Annotated in this window: 16 protein-coding genes; 9 read left to right on the forward strand and 7 right to left on the reverse strand. The window is 63.9% G+C overall.

The annotated features are described in order from the left end of the window. The 3 genes from VKR55_RS21345 to VKR55_RS21355 all read left to right on the forward strand — a co-directional run. A partial coding sequence (locus VKR55_RS21345; RefSeq protein ID WP_324406405.1) for a GNAT family N-acetyltransferase occupies positions 1–359 on the forward strand: 359 nt, incomplete at its 5' end. Between the two features lies 1 nt (position 360). Beyond that, positions 361–1,785: a dihydrolipoyl dehydrogenase gene (gene lpdA, locus VKR55_RS21350; protein ID WP_324406406.1), complete on the forward strand. Its 1,425-nt coding sequence runs from the start codon at positions 361–363 to the stop codon at positions 1,783–1,785. Between the two features lie 34 nt (positions 1,786–1,819). Beyond that, a complete protein-coding gene (locus VKR55_RS21355; protein ID WP_324406408.1) occupies positions 1,820–2,350 on the forward strand; it encodes a hypothetical protein in 531 nt (176 codons plus the stop codon). A 153-nt stretch (positions 2,351–2,503) separates the two neighbouring features. Here VKR55_RS21355 and VKR55_RS21360 read toward each other — a convergent pair whose 3' ends face one another. Next, entirely contained in the window at positions 2,504–3,094 is a 591-nt protein-coding gene (locus VKR55_RS21360; protein WP_324406409.1) for a DUF4337 domain-containing protein, read from the reverse strand. Between the two features lie 95 nt (positions 3,095–3,189). Next, positions 3,190–4,155 carry a tyrosine recombinase XerC gene (locus tag VKR55_RS21365; RefSeq protein ID WP_324406411.1) on the reverse strand — a complete coding sequence of 322 codons (966 nt, stop codon included), beginning with the start codon at positions 4,153–4,155 and terminating at the stop codon, positions 3,190–3,192. Positions 4,156–4,264: 109 nt separating this feature from the next. Between VKR55_RS21365 and VKR55_RS21370 the strand changes: the two genes are divergently transcribed. Further along, positions 4,265–6,475 (forward strand): primosomal protein N', encoded by a 2,211-nt coding sequence (locus tag VKR55_RS21370; protein ID WP_324406413.1) that lies wholly within the window; start codon positions 4,265–4,267, stop codon positions 6,473–6,475. A 259-nt stretch (positions 6,476–6,734) separates the two neighbouring features. Here VKR55_RS21370 and VKR55_RS21375 read toward each other — a convergent pair whose 3' ends face one another. Further along, on the reverse strand, positions 6,735–7,235 hold the full coding sequence (locus tag VKR55_RS21375) for a septal ring lytic transglycosylase RlpA family protein (RefSeq protein WP_324406415.1): 501 nt from the start codon (positions 7,233–7,235) through the stop codon (positions 6,735–6,737). A 657-nt stretch (positions 7,236–7,892) separates the two neighbouring features. Between VKR55_RS21375 and VKR55_RS21380 the strand changes: the two genes are divergently transcribed. From VKR55_RS21380 to VKR55_RS21400, 5 genes are all read left to right on the forward strand, one after another. Continuing rightward, complete coding sequence (locus VKR55_RS21380) at positions 7,893–8,453, forward strand: F0F1 ATP synthase subunit delta (protein ID WP_324406417.1); 561 nt, start codon at positions 7,893–7,895, stop codon at positions 8,451–8,453. Then, positions 8,453–9,982: a F0F1 ATP synthase subunit alpha gene (atpA, locus tag VKR55_RS21385; RefSeq protein WP_324406419.1), complete on the forward strand. Its 1,530-nt coding sequence runs from the start codon at positions 8,453–8,455 to the stop codon at positions 9,980–9,982. The genes VKR55_RS21380 and atpA overlap by 1 nt, the downstream gene beginning before the upstream one ends. Before the next feature lie 123 nt (positions 9,983–10,105). After that, positions 10,106–10,984, forward strand: a complete 879-nt coding sequence (locus tag VKR55_RS21390; protein ID WP_324406421.1) for a F0F1 ATP synthase subunit gamma — start codon at positions 10,106–10,108, stop codon at positions 10,982–10,984. Between the two features lie 48 nt (positions 10,985–11,032). Next, positions 11,033–12,475 carry a F0F1 ATP synthase subunit beta gene (gene atpD / locus VKR55_RS21395; protein WP_324406422.1) on the forward strand — a complete coding sequence of 481 codons (1,443 nt, stop codon included), beginning with the start codon at positions 11,033–11,035 and terminating at the stop codon, positions 12,473–12,475. A gap of 116 nt (positions 12,476–12,591) precedes the next feature. Beyond that, positions 12,592–12,999 (forward strand): F0F1 ATP synthase subunit epsilon, encoded by a 408-nt coding sequence (locus tag VKR55_RS21400; protein ID WP_324406423.1) that lies wholly within the window; start codon positions 12,592–12,594, stop codon positions 12,997–12,999. Between the two features lie 164 nt (positions 13,000–13,163). Here VKR55_RS21400 and VKR55_RS21405 read toward each other — a convergent pair whose 3' ends face one another. The 4 genes from VKR55_RS21405 to VKR55_RS21420 form a co-directional block, all read right to left on the reverse strand. Then, positions 13,164–13,664: an RNA pyrophosphohydrolase gene (locus tag VKR55_RS21405; protein WP_324406424.1), complete on the reverse strand. Its 501-nt coding sequence runs from the start codon at positions 13,662–13,664 to the stop codon at positions 13,164–13,166. Between the two features lie 268 nt (positions 13,665–13,932). Continuing rightward, a complete protein-coding gene (locus VKR55_RS21410) occupies positions 13,933–14,439 on the reverse strand; it encodes an RNA pyrophosphohydrolase (RefSeq protein ID WP_324406425.1) in 507 nt (168 codons plus the stop codon). A gap of 93 nt (positions 14,440–14,532) precedes the next feature. Continuing rightward, a complete protein-coding gene (locus tag VKR55_RS21415; protein WP_324406427.1) occupies positions 14,533–15,735 on the reverse strand; it encodes a divergent polysaccharide deacetylase family protein in 1,203 nt (400 codons plus the stop codon). 149 nt (positions 15,736–15,884) lie between these two features. Continuing rightward, a partial coding sequence (locus VKR55_RS21420; RefSeq protein ID WP_324406429.1) for a S41 family peptidase occupies positions 15,885–16,719 on the reverse strand: 835 nt, incomplete at its 5' end.

A 16,719-nucleotide genomic window follows, 5' to 3' on the forward strand; every position in this document is an offset into this window, starting at 1 on the left:
CCGAGAGCCTGTTCGGGCCGTCGCCCAAGGCACATGCGCTGATCATCGAGCACGAGGGCCGGCCGGCGGGCTTCGCGATCTATTTCTACAACTACTCCACCTTCCTGGGCCGGCCCGGCATCTATGTCGAGGATGTGTTCGTGCGGCCGGAATTTCGCCGCAACGGCTTCGGCCGCGCCCTGTTCAAATATCTGGCGCAGAAGGCTGTGGCCGAGAAATGCGGCCGGATGGAGTGGTGGGTGCTGGACTGGAACGAGCCGGCGATCAACTTCTATCGCGGCCTGGGCGCCGCGGCGATGGACGAATGGACGGTGCAGCGCCTGACCGGCGACGCGCTCAAGAATTTCGCGGAGAGTTGAGATGGCCGAGCAGAGGGGGGCCGAGCAGGGTTTCGATCTGGCGGTGTTGGGCGCCGGGCCGGGCGGCTATGTCGCGGCGATCCGCGCGGCGCAGCTGGGCATGAAGGTCGCCGTGGTCGAGAAAAGCGCGACACTCGGCGGCACCTGCCTCAATGTCGGATGCATGCCGTCGAAGGCGCTGTTGCACGCCTCCGAAATGTTCGAGGAGGCCGCGCATTCTTTCGCCAAGATGGGCGTCAGCGTGCCGGCGCCGAAACTCGATCTGCCCGCGATGATGAATTTCAAGCAGCAGGGCATCGACGGCAACGTCAAGGGCGTCGAGTTCCTGATGAAGAAGAACAAGATCGACGTCTTCTTCGGCAAGGGCAAGATCCTCGGCGCGGGCAAGGTCGAGGTAAGCGGCGGTGATGGCAAATCGCAGCTTGTCGAGACGAAGAACATCGTGATCGCGACCGGCTCCGACATCGCGCGGCTGAAAGGCATCGAAATCGACGAGAAGCGAATCGTATCGTCAACCGGCGCGCTGTCGCTGGACAAGGTACCGGGAAAACTCCTGATCATCGGCGCCGGCGTGATCGGGCTTGAGCTCGGCTCGGTGTGGCATCGCCTCGGCTCGGAGGTGACGGTCGTCGAGTTTCTCGATCGCATTCTGCCCGGCATGGATGGGGAGATCGCGCGGCAATTTCAGCGCATCCTCGAAAAGCAGGGCTTCAAGTTCAGGCTTGGCGCCAAGGTCACCGCCGTCGATACCTCGGGCAAGACGCTGGCCGCCAAAGTCGAACCGGCGGCGGGCGGCGCGCAAGAAACGCTGGAAGCCGATGTCGTGCTGGTGTGCATCGGCCGCGTGCCCTACACCGAGGGCCTTGGTCTAAAGGAAGCCGGCGTCGCGCTCGACGATCGCGGTCGCGTGCGGATCGACCCGCATTTTTCGACCAACGTGAAAGGCATCTACGCCATCGGCGACGTTGTGGCGGGACCGATGCTCGCGCACAAGGCCGAAGACGAAGGCGTCGCCTGCGCGGAGATCATCGCAGGCAAAGCAGGCCACGTGAACTACGATGTGATTCCCGGTGTCGTGTATACCACTCCGGAAGTGTCTTCCGTCGGCAAGACCGAAGAAGAGCTCAAGCAGGCCGGCATTGCCTATACCAGCGGGAAGTTTCCCTTTACTGCCAACGGCCGCTCGAAGGTGAATCAGACCACTGACGGCTTTGTGAAGGTTCTCGCAGATGCGAAGACTGATCGCGTGCTTGGCGTGCATATTATCGGCATCGAGGCCGGAGAAATGATCCACGAGGCCGCGGTGTTGATGGAGTTCGGCGGTGCAGCGGAAGATCTGGCCCGCACCTGCCATGCGCATCCGACGCGCTCGGAGGCGATCAAGGAAGCGTCACTTGCCGTCGGCAAGCGCGCCATCCATATGTGATCGACGCCCGTCCGCGGGTCGGGCCGGATAACATATGCTGCGCCGACTGCTTCAACCGATCTGGGTCCTGCTTGCGATCATCTTCCTGATCGAAGCGTGGCTTTGGGACCATCTTGAGCCGATCGTGGCCGCCATCGTGGCGGCGATGCCGCTGCGCGCGGTCAAGGCATGGCTGGCGGATCGGGTCGATTCGCTGTCGCCTGCGATGACCCTGATCGTTTTCATCGTGCCGGTGCTGCCGCTGTTTCCGCTGAAGCTGATCGGATTTTGGCTGCTCAGCCACGAACACTGGATGAGCGCTTTCTTGACCATCCTGTTCGCGAAATTCCTCGGCGTCGGCGTCACCGCCTTCATCTTTGACGTGACGCGGCCGAAGCTCCTGGAGATGGGCTGGTTCGAATGGCTCTACAGGTTCATCCTCGTGCTGCGCGCCAGGGCGAATGCGCTGGTCGATCCGATCAAGGCGCGGATCAAGGACGCATTGAGCGGCGGCGGCGAGGGCTGGTCAGCCCGCACGCTGCGGCTGATCCAGCGCTTCCGCAAGAGCGTGCATCAGGCGCGCTGATTTTTCTTCGTTCCCGGCGTCATTGCGAGCCAACGGGTCCGTGCGAAGCGCGGCCCGACGACAGGCTCCGCGAAGCAATCCAGACAGTTGCGGCGGATACAGTGGATTGCTTCGCCGCTTCGCTTCTCGCAATGACGGTGATGGCGAAATCGACTACGGCAGCGGCAAGAGATGTGGGTTGAAGATGCCGAGCGCGGTGACGGCGATGCCGGCGAGCGTGAGCACGCCGGAGACCCAGGCAAGCCATATCATGCCGGTGATGATGGTGGCGGACGCCAGCACGATCGCGATCTGGAAGGCGGCCGAGGCGAGCTCGAAATGATGATATTTCTCGGTCGCGAGGTCGCGCTCCTCCTCGGCATGCCTGGCGCGTTTGGACAATTGCTCCTGTCCCTCGCCGCTCTTGGGATCAGAGCGGTAGCGCGCCGCAGTCTTCTGCCAATCGTCGATCTGTTTTTGCGCAGCCGCCTTCGCGGCATCGTCACTGAAGCCGCCGAGACCGAGCTTGGCCTGGTCGGCGGCGGTCTGCACTGTCGTGTGGCGAATACTCTTGGCCTGGAAGAACGCCCACAAGTTCGACGACTCGACGTTCTTGCTGATCGATTCGGTCTGGGCGCCCTTGCCGAGCGTCTCCGACAGCGCCAGGCACAGCGCGATCACCGCGATCAGGAGCGCGATGTTCCGGTTCTCTTCAGAAGCTTCCTTGGCATGGTCGGCCTGTTCCATGCTCTCATGTGCGCTCATGATTCCCCTCCGCGTATGGCAGCGCTTACGATTGCAGGACAATGTGGGCGGGCGCAAGGGGGGTGCAGATGCGGCAGCGCCGTGTCGGAACGGTCTCAGCTACGCGGATGCGCGCTGCGATAGACTTCCAGCAGCCGCTCGCTGTCGATGCCAGTGTAGATTTGCGTGGTCGAGAGCGAGGAATGGCCGAGCAGTTCCTGGATCGCGCGCAGATCGCCGCCGCGCGAGAGCAGATGGGTGGCAAAGGAATGCCGCAACGCATGCGGCGTGGCGCTGTCGGGCAGCCCGAGCGCGCCTCGCATCCGCGCCATGGTGAGCTGGATGATGCGCGGGCTTAAGGGGCCGCCGCGCGCGCCGACAAAGATCGGCTGCTCGGGCAACAGCGCATGCGGGCAGATCGCGACATAGTCGGCGATCAGCGCCAGCACGTTTTGCAGCACCGGCACCATGCGCGTCTTGTTGCCCTTGCCGGTGACGACAAGCACGTCGCCTTCGCCCGGCCGTGGCACCTCGCGGCGCTTGAGCGACAGCGCCTCCGAGATGCGCAGGCCCGAGCCGTAGAGCAGCGCCATCACCGCAGCATCTCGCGCCAGGATCCAGGTCTCGCGCGTCTCGCCGGCGCGCTCATCGGCGTCGGCCAGCCGCTTGGCGGATGCCATCGGCAGTGGCTTGGGCAGACTCTTGCCGATCTTCGGCGCGCGGATCGCCGAGAGCGCGCCGACCTTGCCCTTGCCTTCGCGTTCGAGGAAGCGGCCGAAGGAGCGCAGGCCCGCCAGCGCGCGCATCAGCGAGCGGCCTGCGATGTCGTCGGCGCGCCGCATCGCCATGAAGGCCCTTATGTCTGTCGCCTCCAGCAGCGAGAACCGCGCCAGCGTCACCCGCGTGCCCCAATGCTCGCACAGGAAATCGAGGCATTGACGCAAGTCGCGTGCATAGGCCTCCAGCGTCTTTGGTGACAGCCTGCGCTCGCTCTTCAGATGCGTCAGCCAACGCGTCATCTGCAGCGCGATCGTCTCATCGGCGCTGTCGAGCTCGGTCAGTTGGGTTTTAGATGGGGCCATGCCAGGCTTGCCGCTGTGATTCCCTTGATTATATCGCACCCCCTTCGTTTACCGTTCGCTAACTTGGGCCCAGGGCGCTAGCCTGAACTGCCAAGAGCACCGATTCCCAATGGACCATTCCGCGCGCTCAGCCTCTTTCGCCGCCGCATCGACGCGCATCGTCGATGTGCTGGTGCCGGTCGCGCTCAACCAGACCTATTCCTACCGCGTGCCGCGCGGCATGGAACTGAAGGCCGGCGACGTCGTCGGTGTGCCGCTCGGCCCGCGCGAGGTGCTGGCCGTGGTGTGGGCGGAGAACGCTAATCCCGATCCGCGTCTGCACAACCGCCTGAAAGATGTCAGCGAGAAGCTCGACGTGCCCCCGCTCAAGGGTGAGCTGCGCTCCCTCGTCGATTGGGTTTCCAACTACACGCTCTCAGCCCGCGGCATGGTGCTGCGCATGACCTTGCGCATGGGCGAGAATCTGGGTCCCGAGCGTGCGCGCATGGGCGTGCGGCTCGTGGGGCAAGTGCCCAAACGGCTGACGCCGGCGCGTCGGCGCGTGATCGACGTGCTCTCCGACGGCCTCTTGCATGGCAAGTCCGAGGCCGCGAAGGAAGCGGGCGTCACCACCGGTGTGATCGACGGCCTGGTCGATGAGGGTACGCTCTCGGTGGAGGCGATGCCGCGCGCGCTGCCGCCGCCTCCGCCCGATCCGGGATACGCGCAGCCGGAATTTTCCAGGCAGCAACGAACCGCGGTGGATGCGATGCGCGCGCTTGCCGCCAATGGCAGCTTCCATGTCGCGCTGCTCGACGGTGTCACTGGCTCGGGCAAGACCGAAGTCTATTTCGAGGCGATCGCCGAAACCATCCGCCGCGGCAAGCAGTCGTTGATCCTGATGCCGGAAATCGCGCTGACCGGCCAATTCCTAGATCGCTTTGCTTCCCGCTTCGGCGTGCGTCCGATGGAATGGCATTCGGAACTTACGCCGCGCACCCGCGCGCGCAATTGGGGGGCGATCTCGGCGGGCGAAGCGCCGGTCGTGGTCGGTGCGCGCTCGGCGCTGTTCCTACCCTATGCCGATCTCGGACTGATCGTGGTGGATGAGGAGCACGACCAGGCCTACAAGCAGGAAGACGGCGTCCATTACCACGCCCGCGACATGGCGGTGGTGCGTGCGCATATCGCCAAGATCCCGATCGTACTGGCGTCGGCGACGCCGTCGGTCGAAACCGAGGTGAACGCGCGCAAGGGCCGCTACCAGCGCATCGTGCTGCCGTCGCGGTTTGGCGGCCAGCACATGCCGCACATCGAAGCGATTGATCTGCGGCGCGAAGCGCCGTCGCGCGGCCGTTTCATCTCGCCGCGATTGGCAGGCGAGATCAACACAGCGATCGAGCGCCGCGAGCAGGCGCTGTTGTTCCTCAATCGTCGCGGCTATGCGCCGCTGACGCTGTGCCGCGCCTGCGGCCACCGCTTCGCCTGCACCATCTGCGACGCCTGGCTGGTCGATCACCGCTTTCGCCAGCGGTTGGTTTGCCACCACTGCGGCTTCTCGATGCCGCGTCCGTCTGCTTGTCCGAATTGTGCAGCGGAGGAATCGCTGGTTGCCGTCGGTCCCGGCGTCGAGCGGCTGCAGGAGGAGGCGGCCGCGCTGTTCCCGAACGCGCGCACCATGGTGCTCTCCAGCGATCTCATCACCTCGATCGAGACCATGCGGAGCGAGCTGAACGAAATCGCCGAAGGCCGCGTCGACATCATCATCGGCACGCAACTGGTGGCAAAGGGCCATCATTTCCCGCGGCTCAATCTGGTCGGCGTGGTCGATGCCGATCTGGGCCTCGGCAATGGCGACCCGCGCGCCGCGGAGCGGACCTGGCAATTGCTCAACCAGGTGATCGGGCGCGCCGGCCGCGACCAGGGCCGCGGCGTCGGCTATCTGCAGACCCACCAGCCCGAGCACCCCGTCATGAAAGCGCTGGTCGCCTGCGATCGCGAGGCCTTCTATGAGAACGAGATCGCCTCGCGCGAGCGCACGCTCTATCCGCCGTTCGGCAGGCTCGCGAGCCTGATCATCTCGGCGGGCGACCGCGCCAGCGCGGAAGGCTTTGCCCGGCGGCTCGCCGCGCTCGCCCCGCGCGACGAGCGGGTGCAGGTGCTGGGTCCGGCCGAGGCGCCGCTCGCGGTCATCAAGGGCCGCTATCGCTTCCGGCTGCTCCTGAAATCCGTTCGCGGCTTCGACCTGTCGGACTATTTGCGCGAATGGGTGGCCCTTGGTCCCAAGCCCAAGGGCAATCTCAAGCTCGAGGTCGACGTCGATCCGCAGAGCTTTTTGTGATGCGTCACTGGCTCAACAGCGTCATTGCGAGGAGCGAAAGCGACGAAGCAATCCATACCGCCTCAGCGTAGACATGGATTGCTTCGCGGAGCCTGTCATCGGGCCGCGCTTTGCGCGGACCCGTTGGCTCGCAATGACGAGGCACAAAAAGCCCGCCGTCATTGGCGACGGCGGGTTCTTTCAGGCGCAGCACGGGCTGGCGCCGTTTCTGGACGCGGTACCTACCAGATTATCAGACCGGGAAGGCGCCTTTAGCGCATCAGCCGACGACCTCGGCGGTGACTTCGCCGATGCCGGAGAGGCCGATGGCGTGGGCTGCGCCGGTGGAGAGGTCGAGCACCCGGCCGCGGACGAACGGGCCGCGATCGTTGACGGTGACAATGACGGAGCGGCTGCCATGGGTCACGCGCAGCTTGGTGCCGAATGGAAGCGAGCGATGGGCACAGGTCATGGCGTTCTCGTTGAAACGCTGGCCCGACGCGGTCTGACGGCCGGACTCGTTGCCATACATCGAGGCGATGCCCGAGAAGCTATGCCCCGTGGTGCCAAAGGAGGCGTTGGCGTTGCGCCAAGAATCGTCGCCGGGGCTGCGGTGGTTGGAAGCGACGTGGTGATGGAAGTGATGCACCCGGTAGTGATGCCTGGATTTGGCCGAGGCCTCGGTGACGGTCCCACCGACCAGGAGAGTTGCGGCAAAAATAGCGAGCGCCACGTTCGAGCGGGTTATAGCCCCCGCTGTCGACTTCTTGCTTGCGATCATTCAGTTTGTCCCTTGGATAGTATTGCCACATACGTGGCAAGTGGAACCCCCGTCCCAGTTTGAGGAGTTGGCCGTTTTGCGTCGCAATATGGCGTGAATTAGGCAGTAAAGGTCGGATGTCTCAGGCTGAAATATCTTGTTACTCAGCGGGACTAATCCAACGGTATTCCGTAATCTATCGCGTTAACGAGTTCTTAACCAATGCAATACTTGCTAATACTGAAGAGGCAAGTCGTCGCGCGACTAGGACGGTTAATGGTAAGTAATGTGCAAATGGAATGGTTAGGGCTTTCTGTTCCCTTGGGTCACGCGTCGGGGCCATGACGGAAGTGATTGGAACAATCCCGCCGCGAACCGGCTGGGTGATTTGATCCTCGTCCCGCCACTCGAACCGAGCGCGCCTTCGATTGCTGGCCTTGCAGATTCTGCAGCTGCGGGGCGGGAAGGGCGCGGCGTTGGAGCTGCGATCACGTCGCCGTCATGTTGCACCTGCGCTCCCTCTATGTTAGCAAGTCCGCGATTTTAACGACCTTGGCACTTTCCGTGCCGGTCGAAAATCGAAGTCCCGCTTGAATTCCAAGGGCTTGGATCGCTAGGCGCCGCTTCGTGGCGACGGTTTTTCCCTTGCGAATTTGACAGCTATAAAGAGCTAGGTCTGTGGCTGCTGAAGATCCGTCTGTTTCGGGAGTGCCAGGTCGTTATGCAACGGCCTTGTTCGAGTTGGCTCGCGACGAAAAATCCATCGACGCGGTCAAGGCCGACCTCGATAAATTCGATGCAATGCTGGAGGAGAGCGCCGACCTGAAGCGGTTGGTGCGCAGTCCGGTGTTCGCGGCCGATACGCAGTCAAGGGCGCTGTCCGCCGTGCTCGACCAGGCCGGTATCACCGGCATCTCCGCGAATTTCCTCAAAGTGCTCACCGCCAACCGGCGCCTGTTTGCAGTCAGTGACGTGATCCGTGCCTTCAACGCACTGGTCGCGAAGTTCAAGGGCGAGGCGAGCGCCGATGTCACGGTGGCCGAGCCGCTCTCCGACAAGAATCTCGACGCCCTCAAGAGCGCGCTGAAGGCGATCAGCGGCAAGGACGTCATTCTCAACGTCAAAGTCGATCCCTCGATCATCGGCGGGCTTGTGGTCAAGCTCGGCAGCCGCATGGTCGATAGTTCGCTTCGAACCAAGCTCAATTCGATCAAGCACGCGATGAAAGAGGCAGGCTGATGGACATCCGCGCCGCGGAAATTTCCGCGATCCTCAAGGACCAGATCAAGAATTTCGGCCAGGAGGCCGAGGTTTCCGAAGTCGGACAGGTGCTGTCCGTCGGTGACGGTATCGCCCGTGTCTACGGTCTGGATAACGTCCAGGCCGGCGAGATGGTCGAGTTCGAGAACGGCACCCGCGGCATGGCGCTCAACCTCGAAACCGACAACGTCGGTATCGTGATCTTCGGCGCCGACCGCGAGATCAAGGAGGGGCAGACCGTCAAGCGCACCCGCTCGATCGTGGATACGCCGGTCGGCAAGGGCCTGCTCGGCCGCGTCGTCGACGCGCTCGGTAATCCGATCGACGGCAAGGGTCCGATCCAGGCAACCGAGCGCCGCCGCGTCGACGTCAAGGCGCCCGGCATCATTCCGCGCAAGTCGGTGAACGAGCCGATGGCGACCGGCCTCAAGGCAATCGACGCGCTGATCCCGATCGGCCGCGGCCAGCGCGAGCTGATCATCGGCGACCGTCAAACCGGAAAGACCGCGATCGCGCTCGACGCGATCCTGAACCAGAAGCCGCTGAACGCGACCGGCGACGAGAAGATCAAACTCTATTGCGTCTACGTCGCGATTGGCCAGAAGCGTTCCACGGTTGCGCAGTTCGTGAAGGTGCTGGAAGAGCAGGGCGCGCTGGAATATTCCATCGTCGTCGCCGCGACCGCCTCCGATCCGGCGCCGATGCAGTACATCGCTCCGTTCACAGCCTGCACCATGGGCGAGTACTTCCGCGACAACGGCATGCACGCCGTCATCATCTACGACGACTTGTCCAAGCAGGCCGTCGCCTATCGTCAGATGTCGCTCTTGCTGCGCCGTCCGCCGGGCCGCGAAGCCTATCCGGGCGACGTGTTCTATCTCCATTCGCGCCTCCTGGAGCGCGCCGCGAAGCTCAATGACGAGCACGGTTCGGGCTCGCTGACGGCGCTGCCGGTCATCGAAACCCAGGCCAACGACGTGTCGGCCTACATCCCGACCAACGTGATTTCGATTACCGACGGCCAGATCTTCCTGGAGACGGACCTGTTCTTCCAGGGCATCCGTCCCGCCGTGAACGTCGGTCTTTCGGTGTCGCGCGTCGGCTCCTCGGCGCAGACCAAGGCGACCAAGAAGGTTGCCGGCAGGATCAAGGGTGAGCTCGCGCAATATCGCGAAATGGCGGCGTTCGCGCAGTTCGGCTCGGACCTCGACGCCACGACCCAGCGCCTGCTCAACCGCGGTGCGCGCCTGACCGAGCTGTTGAAGCAGCCGCAGTTCTCGCCGCTCAAGATGGAAGAGCAGGTCTGCGTGATCTGGGCCGGCACCAACGGCTATCTCGATCCGCTGCCGGTCAACAAGGTGAAGGCGTTCGAGGACGGCCTGCTGTCGCTGCTGCGCGGCAAGCACGTGGATCTTCTCAACACCATCCGCGACACCCGCGATCTCTCCGACGATGCCGCAGGCAAGCTGAAGTCGGTGGTCGAGGGTTTTGCGAAGTCGTTTGCCTGACGCCGTCTACGGCGTCGGCCGCAGCGGCAAGTTGGACGTGGATGCCCGGCACAGGGCCGGGCACGACCAAAGTGAGATTTGCGATCGGGTCATGCGGGGCCGGATCGCCGGGGTGAGCGAAGAATGGCATCACTGAAGGATATGCGGGTCCGCATCGCCTCCACCAAGGCGACGCAGAAGATCACCAAGGCCATGCAGATGGTTGCGGCATCCAAGCTGCGCCGTGCGCAGTCCGCCGCCGAAGCGGCGCGGCCCTATGCCGAGAAGATGGGAGCGGTGATCTCCAACATCGCCAGCGCTGCCAATGGCTCGCCCGGCGCGCCGGCGCTGCTTGCCGGCACCGGCAGGGATCAGGTGCATCTGCTTCTGGTCTGCACCGGCGAGCGCGGCCTGTCCGGCGCTTTCAACTCCTCCATCGTGCGGCTGGCGCGCGAGCGCGCCCAGGCGCTGATCAGCGAAGGCAAGGAAGTGAAGTTCTTCTGCGTCGGCCGCAAGGGCTACGAGCAGCTCCGCCGTCAATTCGAGCAGCAGATCGTCGAGCACGTCGACCTGCGCGGTGTTCGTCAACTCGGTTTCGGCAACGCCGAGGGCGTCGCACGGAAGGTGATCGCTCGCTTCGAAGCCGGCGAGTTCGATGTCTGCACGCTGTTCTACTCGCGCTTCAAATCGGTCATCGCGCAGATTCCGACCGCCCAGCAGATCATTCCGCTCGACTTCGAGAAGTCGGACAGCAAGGCGCAGGCCTCGGCCGGTTACGAATACGAGCCGGAGGAAGACGAGATCCTCGCCGGCCTGTTGCCGCGAAATCTTGCCGTGCAGATCTTCCGCGCGCTGCTCGAGAACAACGCCTCGTTCTACGGCGCGCAGATGACGGCGATGGACAACGCGACCCGCAACGCCGGCGAAATGATCCGCAAGCAGACCCTGATCTACAACCGCACCCGCCAGGCCATGATCACCAAGGAGCTGATCGAGATCATCTCCGGCGCCGAGGCGGTCTAAGGGACGAACTGAAACACGAGATCAAATTCGGATCGAAGGAGAGAGTTAATGGCTACAGCAGCCAACCAGGTCGGTCGCGTCACCCAGGTCATGGGCGCCGTCGTCGACGTGCAGTTCGAAGGCCATTTGCCGGCCATTCTCAATTCACTGGAGACCAAGAACGGCAACAACCGCCTCGTGCTCGAGGTCGCGCAGCATCTTGGCGAGTCCACCGTGCGCACGATCGCGATGGACGCGACGGAAGGCCTGGTGCGCGGCCAGGAAGTGACCGACACGGGTCAGCCGATCGAAGTCCCCGTCGGCGAGGGCACGCTCGGCCGCATCATGAACGTCGTCGGCGAGCCCGTCGATGAAGCAGGCCCGATCAAGGCCGAAGGCAAGCGCGCCATCCATCAGCCAGCGCCCGACTATGTCGAGCAGTCGACCGAAGCCGAAATTCTCGTCACCGGCATCAAGGTCGTCGACCTGCTCGCGCCTTACGCCAAGGGCGGCAAGATCGGCCTGTTCGGCGGCGCCGGCGTCGGCAAGACCGTGCTGATTCAGGAGCTGATCAACAACGTTGCCAAGGCGCACGGCGGCTACTCGGTGTTCGCCGGCGTCGGCGAGCGTACCCGCGAGGGCAACGACCTCTATCACGAGTTCATCGAATCTAAGGTCAACGCCGATCCGCGTCACCCCGATCCGAACGTGAAGTCGAAATGCGCGCTGGTGTACGGTCAGATGAACGAGCCGCCGGGCGCGCGCGCCCGCGTCGGTCTTTCCGGGCTGACGGTTGCCGAATATTTCCGCGACCAGGGCCAGGACGTGCTGTTCTTCGTCGACAACATCTTCCGTTTCACGCAGGCCGGTTCCGAAGTGTCGGCGCTGCTCGGCCGCATCCCCTCGGCGGTCGGTTATCAGCCGACGCTTGCGACCGACATGGGCGCGCTGCAGGAGCGCATCACCACGACCACCAAGGGCTCGATCACCTCGGTGCAGGCGATCTACGTGCCGGCCGACGACCTGACCGACCCGGCGCCCGCGACCTCGTTCGCGCATCTCGACGCCACCACGGTGCTGTCGCGCGCCATCTCGGAAAAGGGCATCTACCCGGCGGTCGACCCGCTGGACTCGACCTCGCGCATGCTATCGGCGCTTGTCGTCGGTGAGGAGCACTACAACACCGCGCGCATGGTCCAGCAGATCCTGCAACGCTACAAGTCGCTGCAGGACATCATCGCCATTCTGGGCATGGACGAATTGTCCGAAGAGGACAAGCTGACGGTGGCGCGCGCCCGCAAGATCGAGCGTTTCCTGTCGCAGCCCTTCCACGTCGCCGAAGTCTTCACCGGCTCGCCCGGCAAGTTCGTCGAGCTCGTCGACACTATCAAGGGTTTCCGCGGCCTTTGCGAAGGCAAGTATGACCACCTGCCGGAAGCCGCCTTCTACATGGTCGGCACCATCGAAGAGGCGGTCGAGAAGGGCAAGAAGCTCGCCGCTGAAGCGGCCTGAGCATTGTGATGTCGTCATTGCCGGGCCTGACCCGGCAATCCATCGGAAGAGAAATTTCTTGATTGATGGACCCGCGGGTCAAGCCCGCGGGTGACAGCGGAAAGAACGGATAGATCATGGCCACCTTCCATTTCGATCTCGTGTCGCCGGAAAAAAACGCGTTCTCCGGCGAGGTCGATCAGGTCGACGTTCCCGGTGCGGAGGGTGATTTCGGTGTGCTCGCCGGCCACGCGCCGGTGGTCGCAGCGGTGCGTCCGGGGATTCTCACGGTGATCGCGGGCGGATCGAAGCAGAAGATGATCGTGCTCGGAGGGCTTGCCGAAGTCTCCGAAAAAGGCCTGACTGTGCTCGCGGATGTCGCGACGTCGATCGAGGAGCTTGACCGCGCCAAATTCGCGGCGACGATCAGCGCGATGGAGGAGAAGCTCGCCGAGAAGGAAGGCTCCGAGCTCGACCACGCCATCGAGCGGCTGGATCATTTCAAGGCGATCCAGAACGAACTCAATACCACGGCGATGCATTAAGGCTTCGCGAGCGGCTCTTTGAAAATTCAATGAATTGAACGTGCACCGCGATGGCAGTGTGCGGAACTCGGTTGCGCCCTGGCGCCCGAGACGGCATTCTGCGCCAAGCACGATACCGGTTGTCATGTGATCGCGATCGGACCCTTCGCGGTCGGTCCGAACCCTTAACCCTTGGCGAAGCCCGCGAAATTCCTCGCGACCTCCCGATAAACCTCGCGGCGGAACGGCACGACAAGGTCGGCGACGCGGTCGAGGCGCTCCCATCGCCAGGCATCGAACTCAGCGGGTTGGTCGTTGCGCGGCGTCAGCGGATCGATCTCCGTCTCGTCGCCGGTAAAGCGCAGCGCAAACCATTTCTGCCGCTGCCCACGGAACTTTGCGAGCCGATGCGGCGGACCATCATAGGGCGGGAATTCGTAAACGAGCCAATCGGTCTCGCCGAGATATTCGGCGCTCCTGACGCTCGTCTCCTCCCACAACTCGCGCAGCGCCGCGGCGCGCAGATCCTCGCCCGCATCGACGCCGCCCTGAGGCATCTGCCATTCGAGACCCGGCAGGATGATCTCCGGTCCGTCGTCGCGAAAGCGTCGGCCGATCAGGACCAGGCCGCTGGCGTTGAACAGGGTGATCCCGACATTGAGGCGATAGGGCTTTTGCTGCGACATTCAAAACTCTCCCGTGTGGGGGAGTCTATATCAGATGCACAACGTTACAGCGTGACCCGGTCGCTTATGCGAGTGTCGAGAAGCTCGATCCGGGCGCTGTGACCTGGACCGCGGTGGAAATCGAGGTCGATTCGGATTGCGTCATGACCTGCCGTTCCGATTGCGCTCATGGCCTTCCCCGGCCGAGCCCTTCTGGTCGGCCCGGAGTGTGCGCGGAGATGGTGAAGATATCGTATCCGCGCGCGGCTGGCGCAGATTGGAGCGGCCGCTATCCGCTGGCGAGTTTCGAGAACTCCTTCACCACGCGCTCATAGACCGGCCGCTTGAACGGTACGATCAGCCCGGAAAGGTTTTTCATCGGCTCCCAGCGCCAGTTGACGAACTCGGCCTTGTGGCCACCGCCGCCCGGGACAGCAACGTTGATTTCGGCGTCCTTGCCGGTGAATCGCATCGCGAACCATTTCTGGCGCTGGCCGCGATAGCGGCCCTTCCAGGCGCGCCCGGCCACCGTGCGCGGAATGTCGTAGATCAGCCAGTCATCGACCTCGGCGAGCTTCTCCACCGAGCGGACGCTGGTCTCCTCATAGAGCTCGCGCTTGGCCGCCGCCCAGGTGTCCTCTCCGGGATCGACGCCGCCCTGCGGCATCTGCCAGACATGGGATTCATCGACATGCTCGATGCCGCCGGCGCGGCGACCGATGAAGACGAGCCCGTCCATGTTGAGCAGCATGATGCCGACACAGGTGCGATAGGGCAGGTCCTCGTAACGTGTCATTCCGTCAGGGCCTCTTGCGGTCATCCGGGCCAAGGCTGTGGCTATCAAAATAAGCCGCCAGGGGAGCCCGCAAGACGCGGAGAACTTCGAACTTTAGCTGGATTTTGATTTCAGCATCGTAGTTGTCAATGGCACAAGCATCACGCCATGGGCATCAAGCGTCTTGATCCAGGCGCCGATCTTTTCGATCGAAATCGGCAATGCGGAAGCGGTGCCGACTGCGTATCCGTGGTCTTTCGCCAGGGCTTCGAGCTTGGCCAGCGCCCGGTCGATCTCCGCCGAGGTCGGCACGGCGTCGATGGCGACGTCACCCTTCGCGAAGGGGAGCGCCTGGCCGCCGGCGAGCGCTGCCGCCACGCTGCGCGGGGCGGAGCCGTCGTCGAAATAGGAAAGCCCGCGCTTGGCGGCCTCGCGGATGATCGGCGCCATCGCCGCCTCGGTCGCGACAAAGCGGGCGCCCATGAAATTGGCGATCCCGGCATAGCCCTGCAGCCGGCCGAGATGCCAATACAGCCGGTCGAGATTTTCTTCTGGCCCCAAAGTGGCGAGGAGGGTCTGCGGCCCGGGATCGTTGTCCGGATAGTCGTAGGGTTCCATCGGGATCTGCAGCAGGACCTCATGGCGCTGTGCCCGCGCCCGGTCCACAAGCTTTTGCGGGTCGGAGCCATAGGGCGTGAACGCCAGCGTCACCGCCGGCGGCAGCTTCATGATGGCGTCCATGGTTTTGGCGGCGCCCACGCCGAGGCCGCCAATGACGATGGAGACGGTCGGCATCTTCGCAGCCTTGGCGCGGTCGGCATCAGCCGCATAGACCGTGAACGGCTTCAGGCCGTCCGCGATGATCGGAATCATGCCGTAGCGGGTCTGTTCCGTGAGCCGCGGGTCGATGCCGGTCGTCATGGTCGGTGCGGCAGGAACGCTTGCGGCTGTTCCGGGCGAATTCCCGCCGATCACCACATCCTGGCGTTTACCATTTGATCCGTCGATGATGGTGACGGTCTTTTGCTCGGTCGTCGCGGCCTGCTTGGGCCCGGCCTTCTGGCCGGGCTCAACATGCGCTGCCGGCCCTGGCGGGGCCTTGTCCTCCTTGGCCTTCTGTCGGATCGCGACATTGACCATGGGCTCGCCGCCGAGCGGGTTCTTGGCGAACAGGGCAAAGCCGATGAAGGCGAGCAGGAACGCCCCGAGCAGGCCGGCAATCACCTGCATCGCGGTAAACGGCAGGCGGAATCGGCGCTTGCGCCGCTCCGCATTTTGTCCGAGCGGGGCGCTCAGATCGTCGACCGTCTCAGCCATCCATTGTCCCGAATCAATGGGGCCACGATACCACGGCAGGCCAATACGGCAGGAGGTCGGCGGGCCTCCGGGGGACTACCCGCCGGCTCAACGAGAAAGGGCGACCCGGCCGGCCGCCCTTTCGCCAAAATCGCCGTTGGCTCGACGGGTCAGTTCGCGCCTTTGCCCGCCGGCTGCCGGTCGGAGGTTGCGGGCTTGTCACTCGCCGCCTTGTCATCGGCCGGCTTGTCGCTTGCGCTGGCGGACGGCGTCGGTGCCGAGGAGCTCGACTTGATGCCGTGGAGCAGGTCGTCTGCCACCTTCAGCGCCTTGTCGTCCTTGGCATCCGGCGGCACATAGGATTGCGATCCGGTCTTCTCGTCGCCATCGCTCTTCAGATGGCCGCGCAGCGAGGCTTCGCCCTTGGTATCGGTGCGTGCTTTCAACTCTGCCGGCACGTCCTGCACGACCTCGATGTCGGGCACGATGCCCTTGGCCTGGATCGAGCGGCCCGACGGCGTGTAGTAGCGCGCCGTGGTCAGCCGCAACGCGCCGTTGCCGGCGCCGAGCGGAATGATGGTCTGCACCGAACCCTTGCCGAACGAGCGGGTGCCGACCAGCGTCGCGCGCTTATGGTCTTGCAGCGCGCCGGCGACGATTTCCGACGCCGAGGCCGAGCCGCCGTTGACCAGCACGATCAGCGGCTTGCCGCCGGTGAGATCGCCGCCCGGCCGGGCATTGAAGCGCTGCGTCTCGTCGGAATTGCGCCCGCGCGTCGAGACGATCTCGCCCTTGTCCAGGAACGCGTCCGAGACCGAAATCGCCTGATCGAGCAGGCCGCCCGGATTGTTGCGCAGATCGAGGATGTAGCCCTTGATCTTGTCGGCGCCGAGCTGGTTTTTCAGATCGGCGATCGATTGCTTGAGGCCATCGGTGGTCTGCTCGTTGAACTGGGTGACGCGGATGTAGCCGACATCGCTGCCTTCAGGATGCGAGCGCACCGAT

Origin of the sequence: Bradyrhizobium sp., assembly GCF_035309285.1 — a bacterium.
Taxonomy (GTDB): Bacteria; Pseudomonadota; Alphaproteobacteria; order Rhizobiales; family Xanthobacteraceae; genus Bradyrhizobium.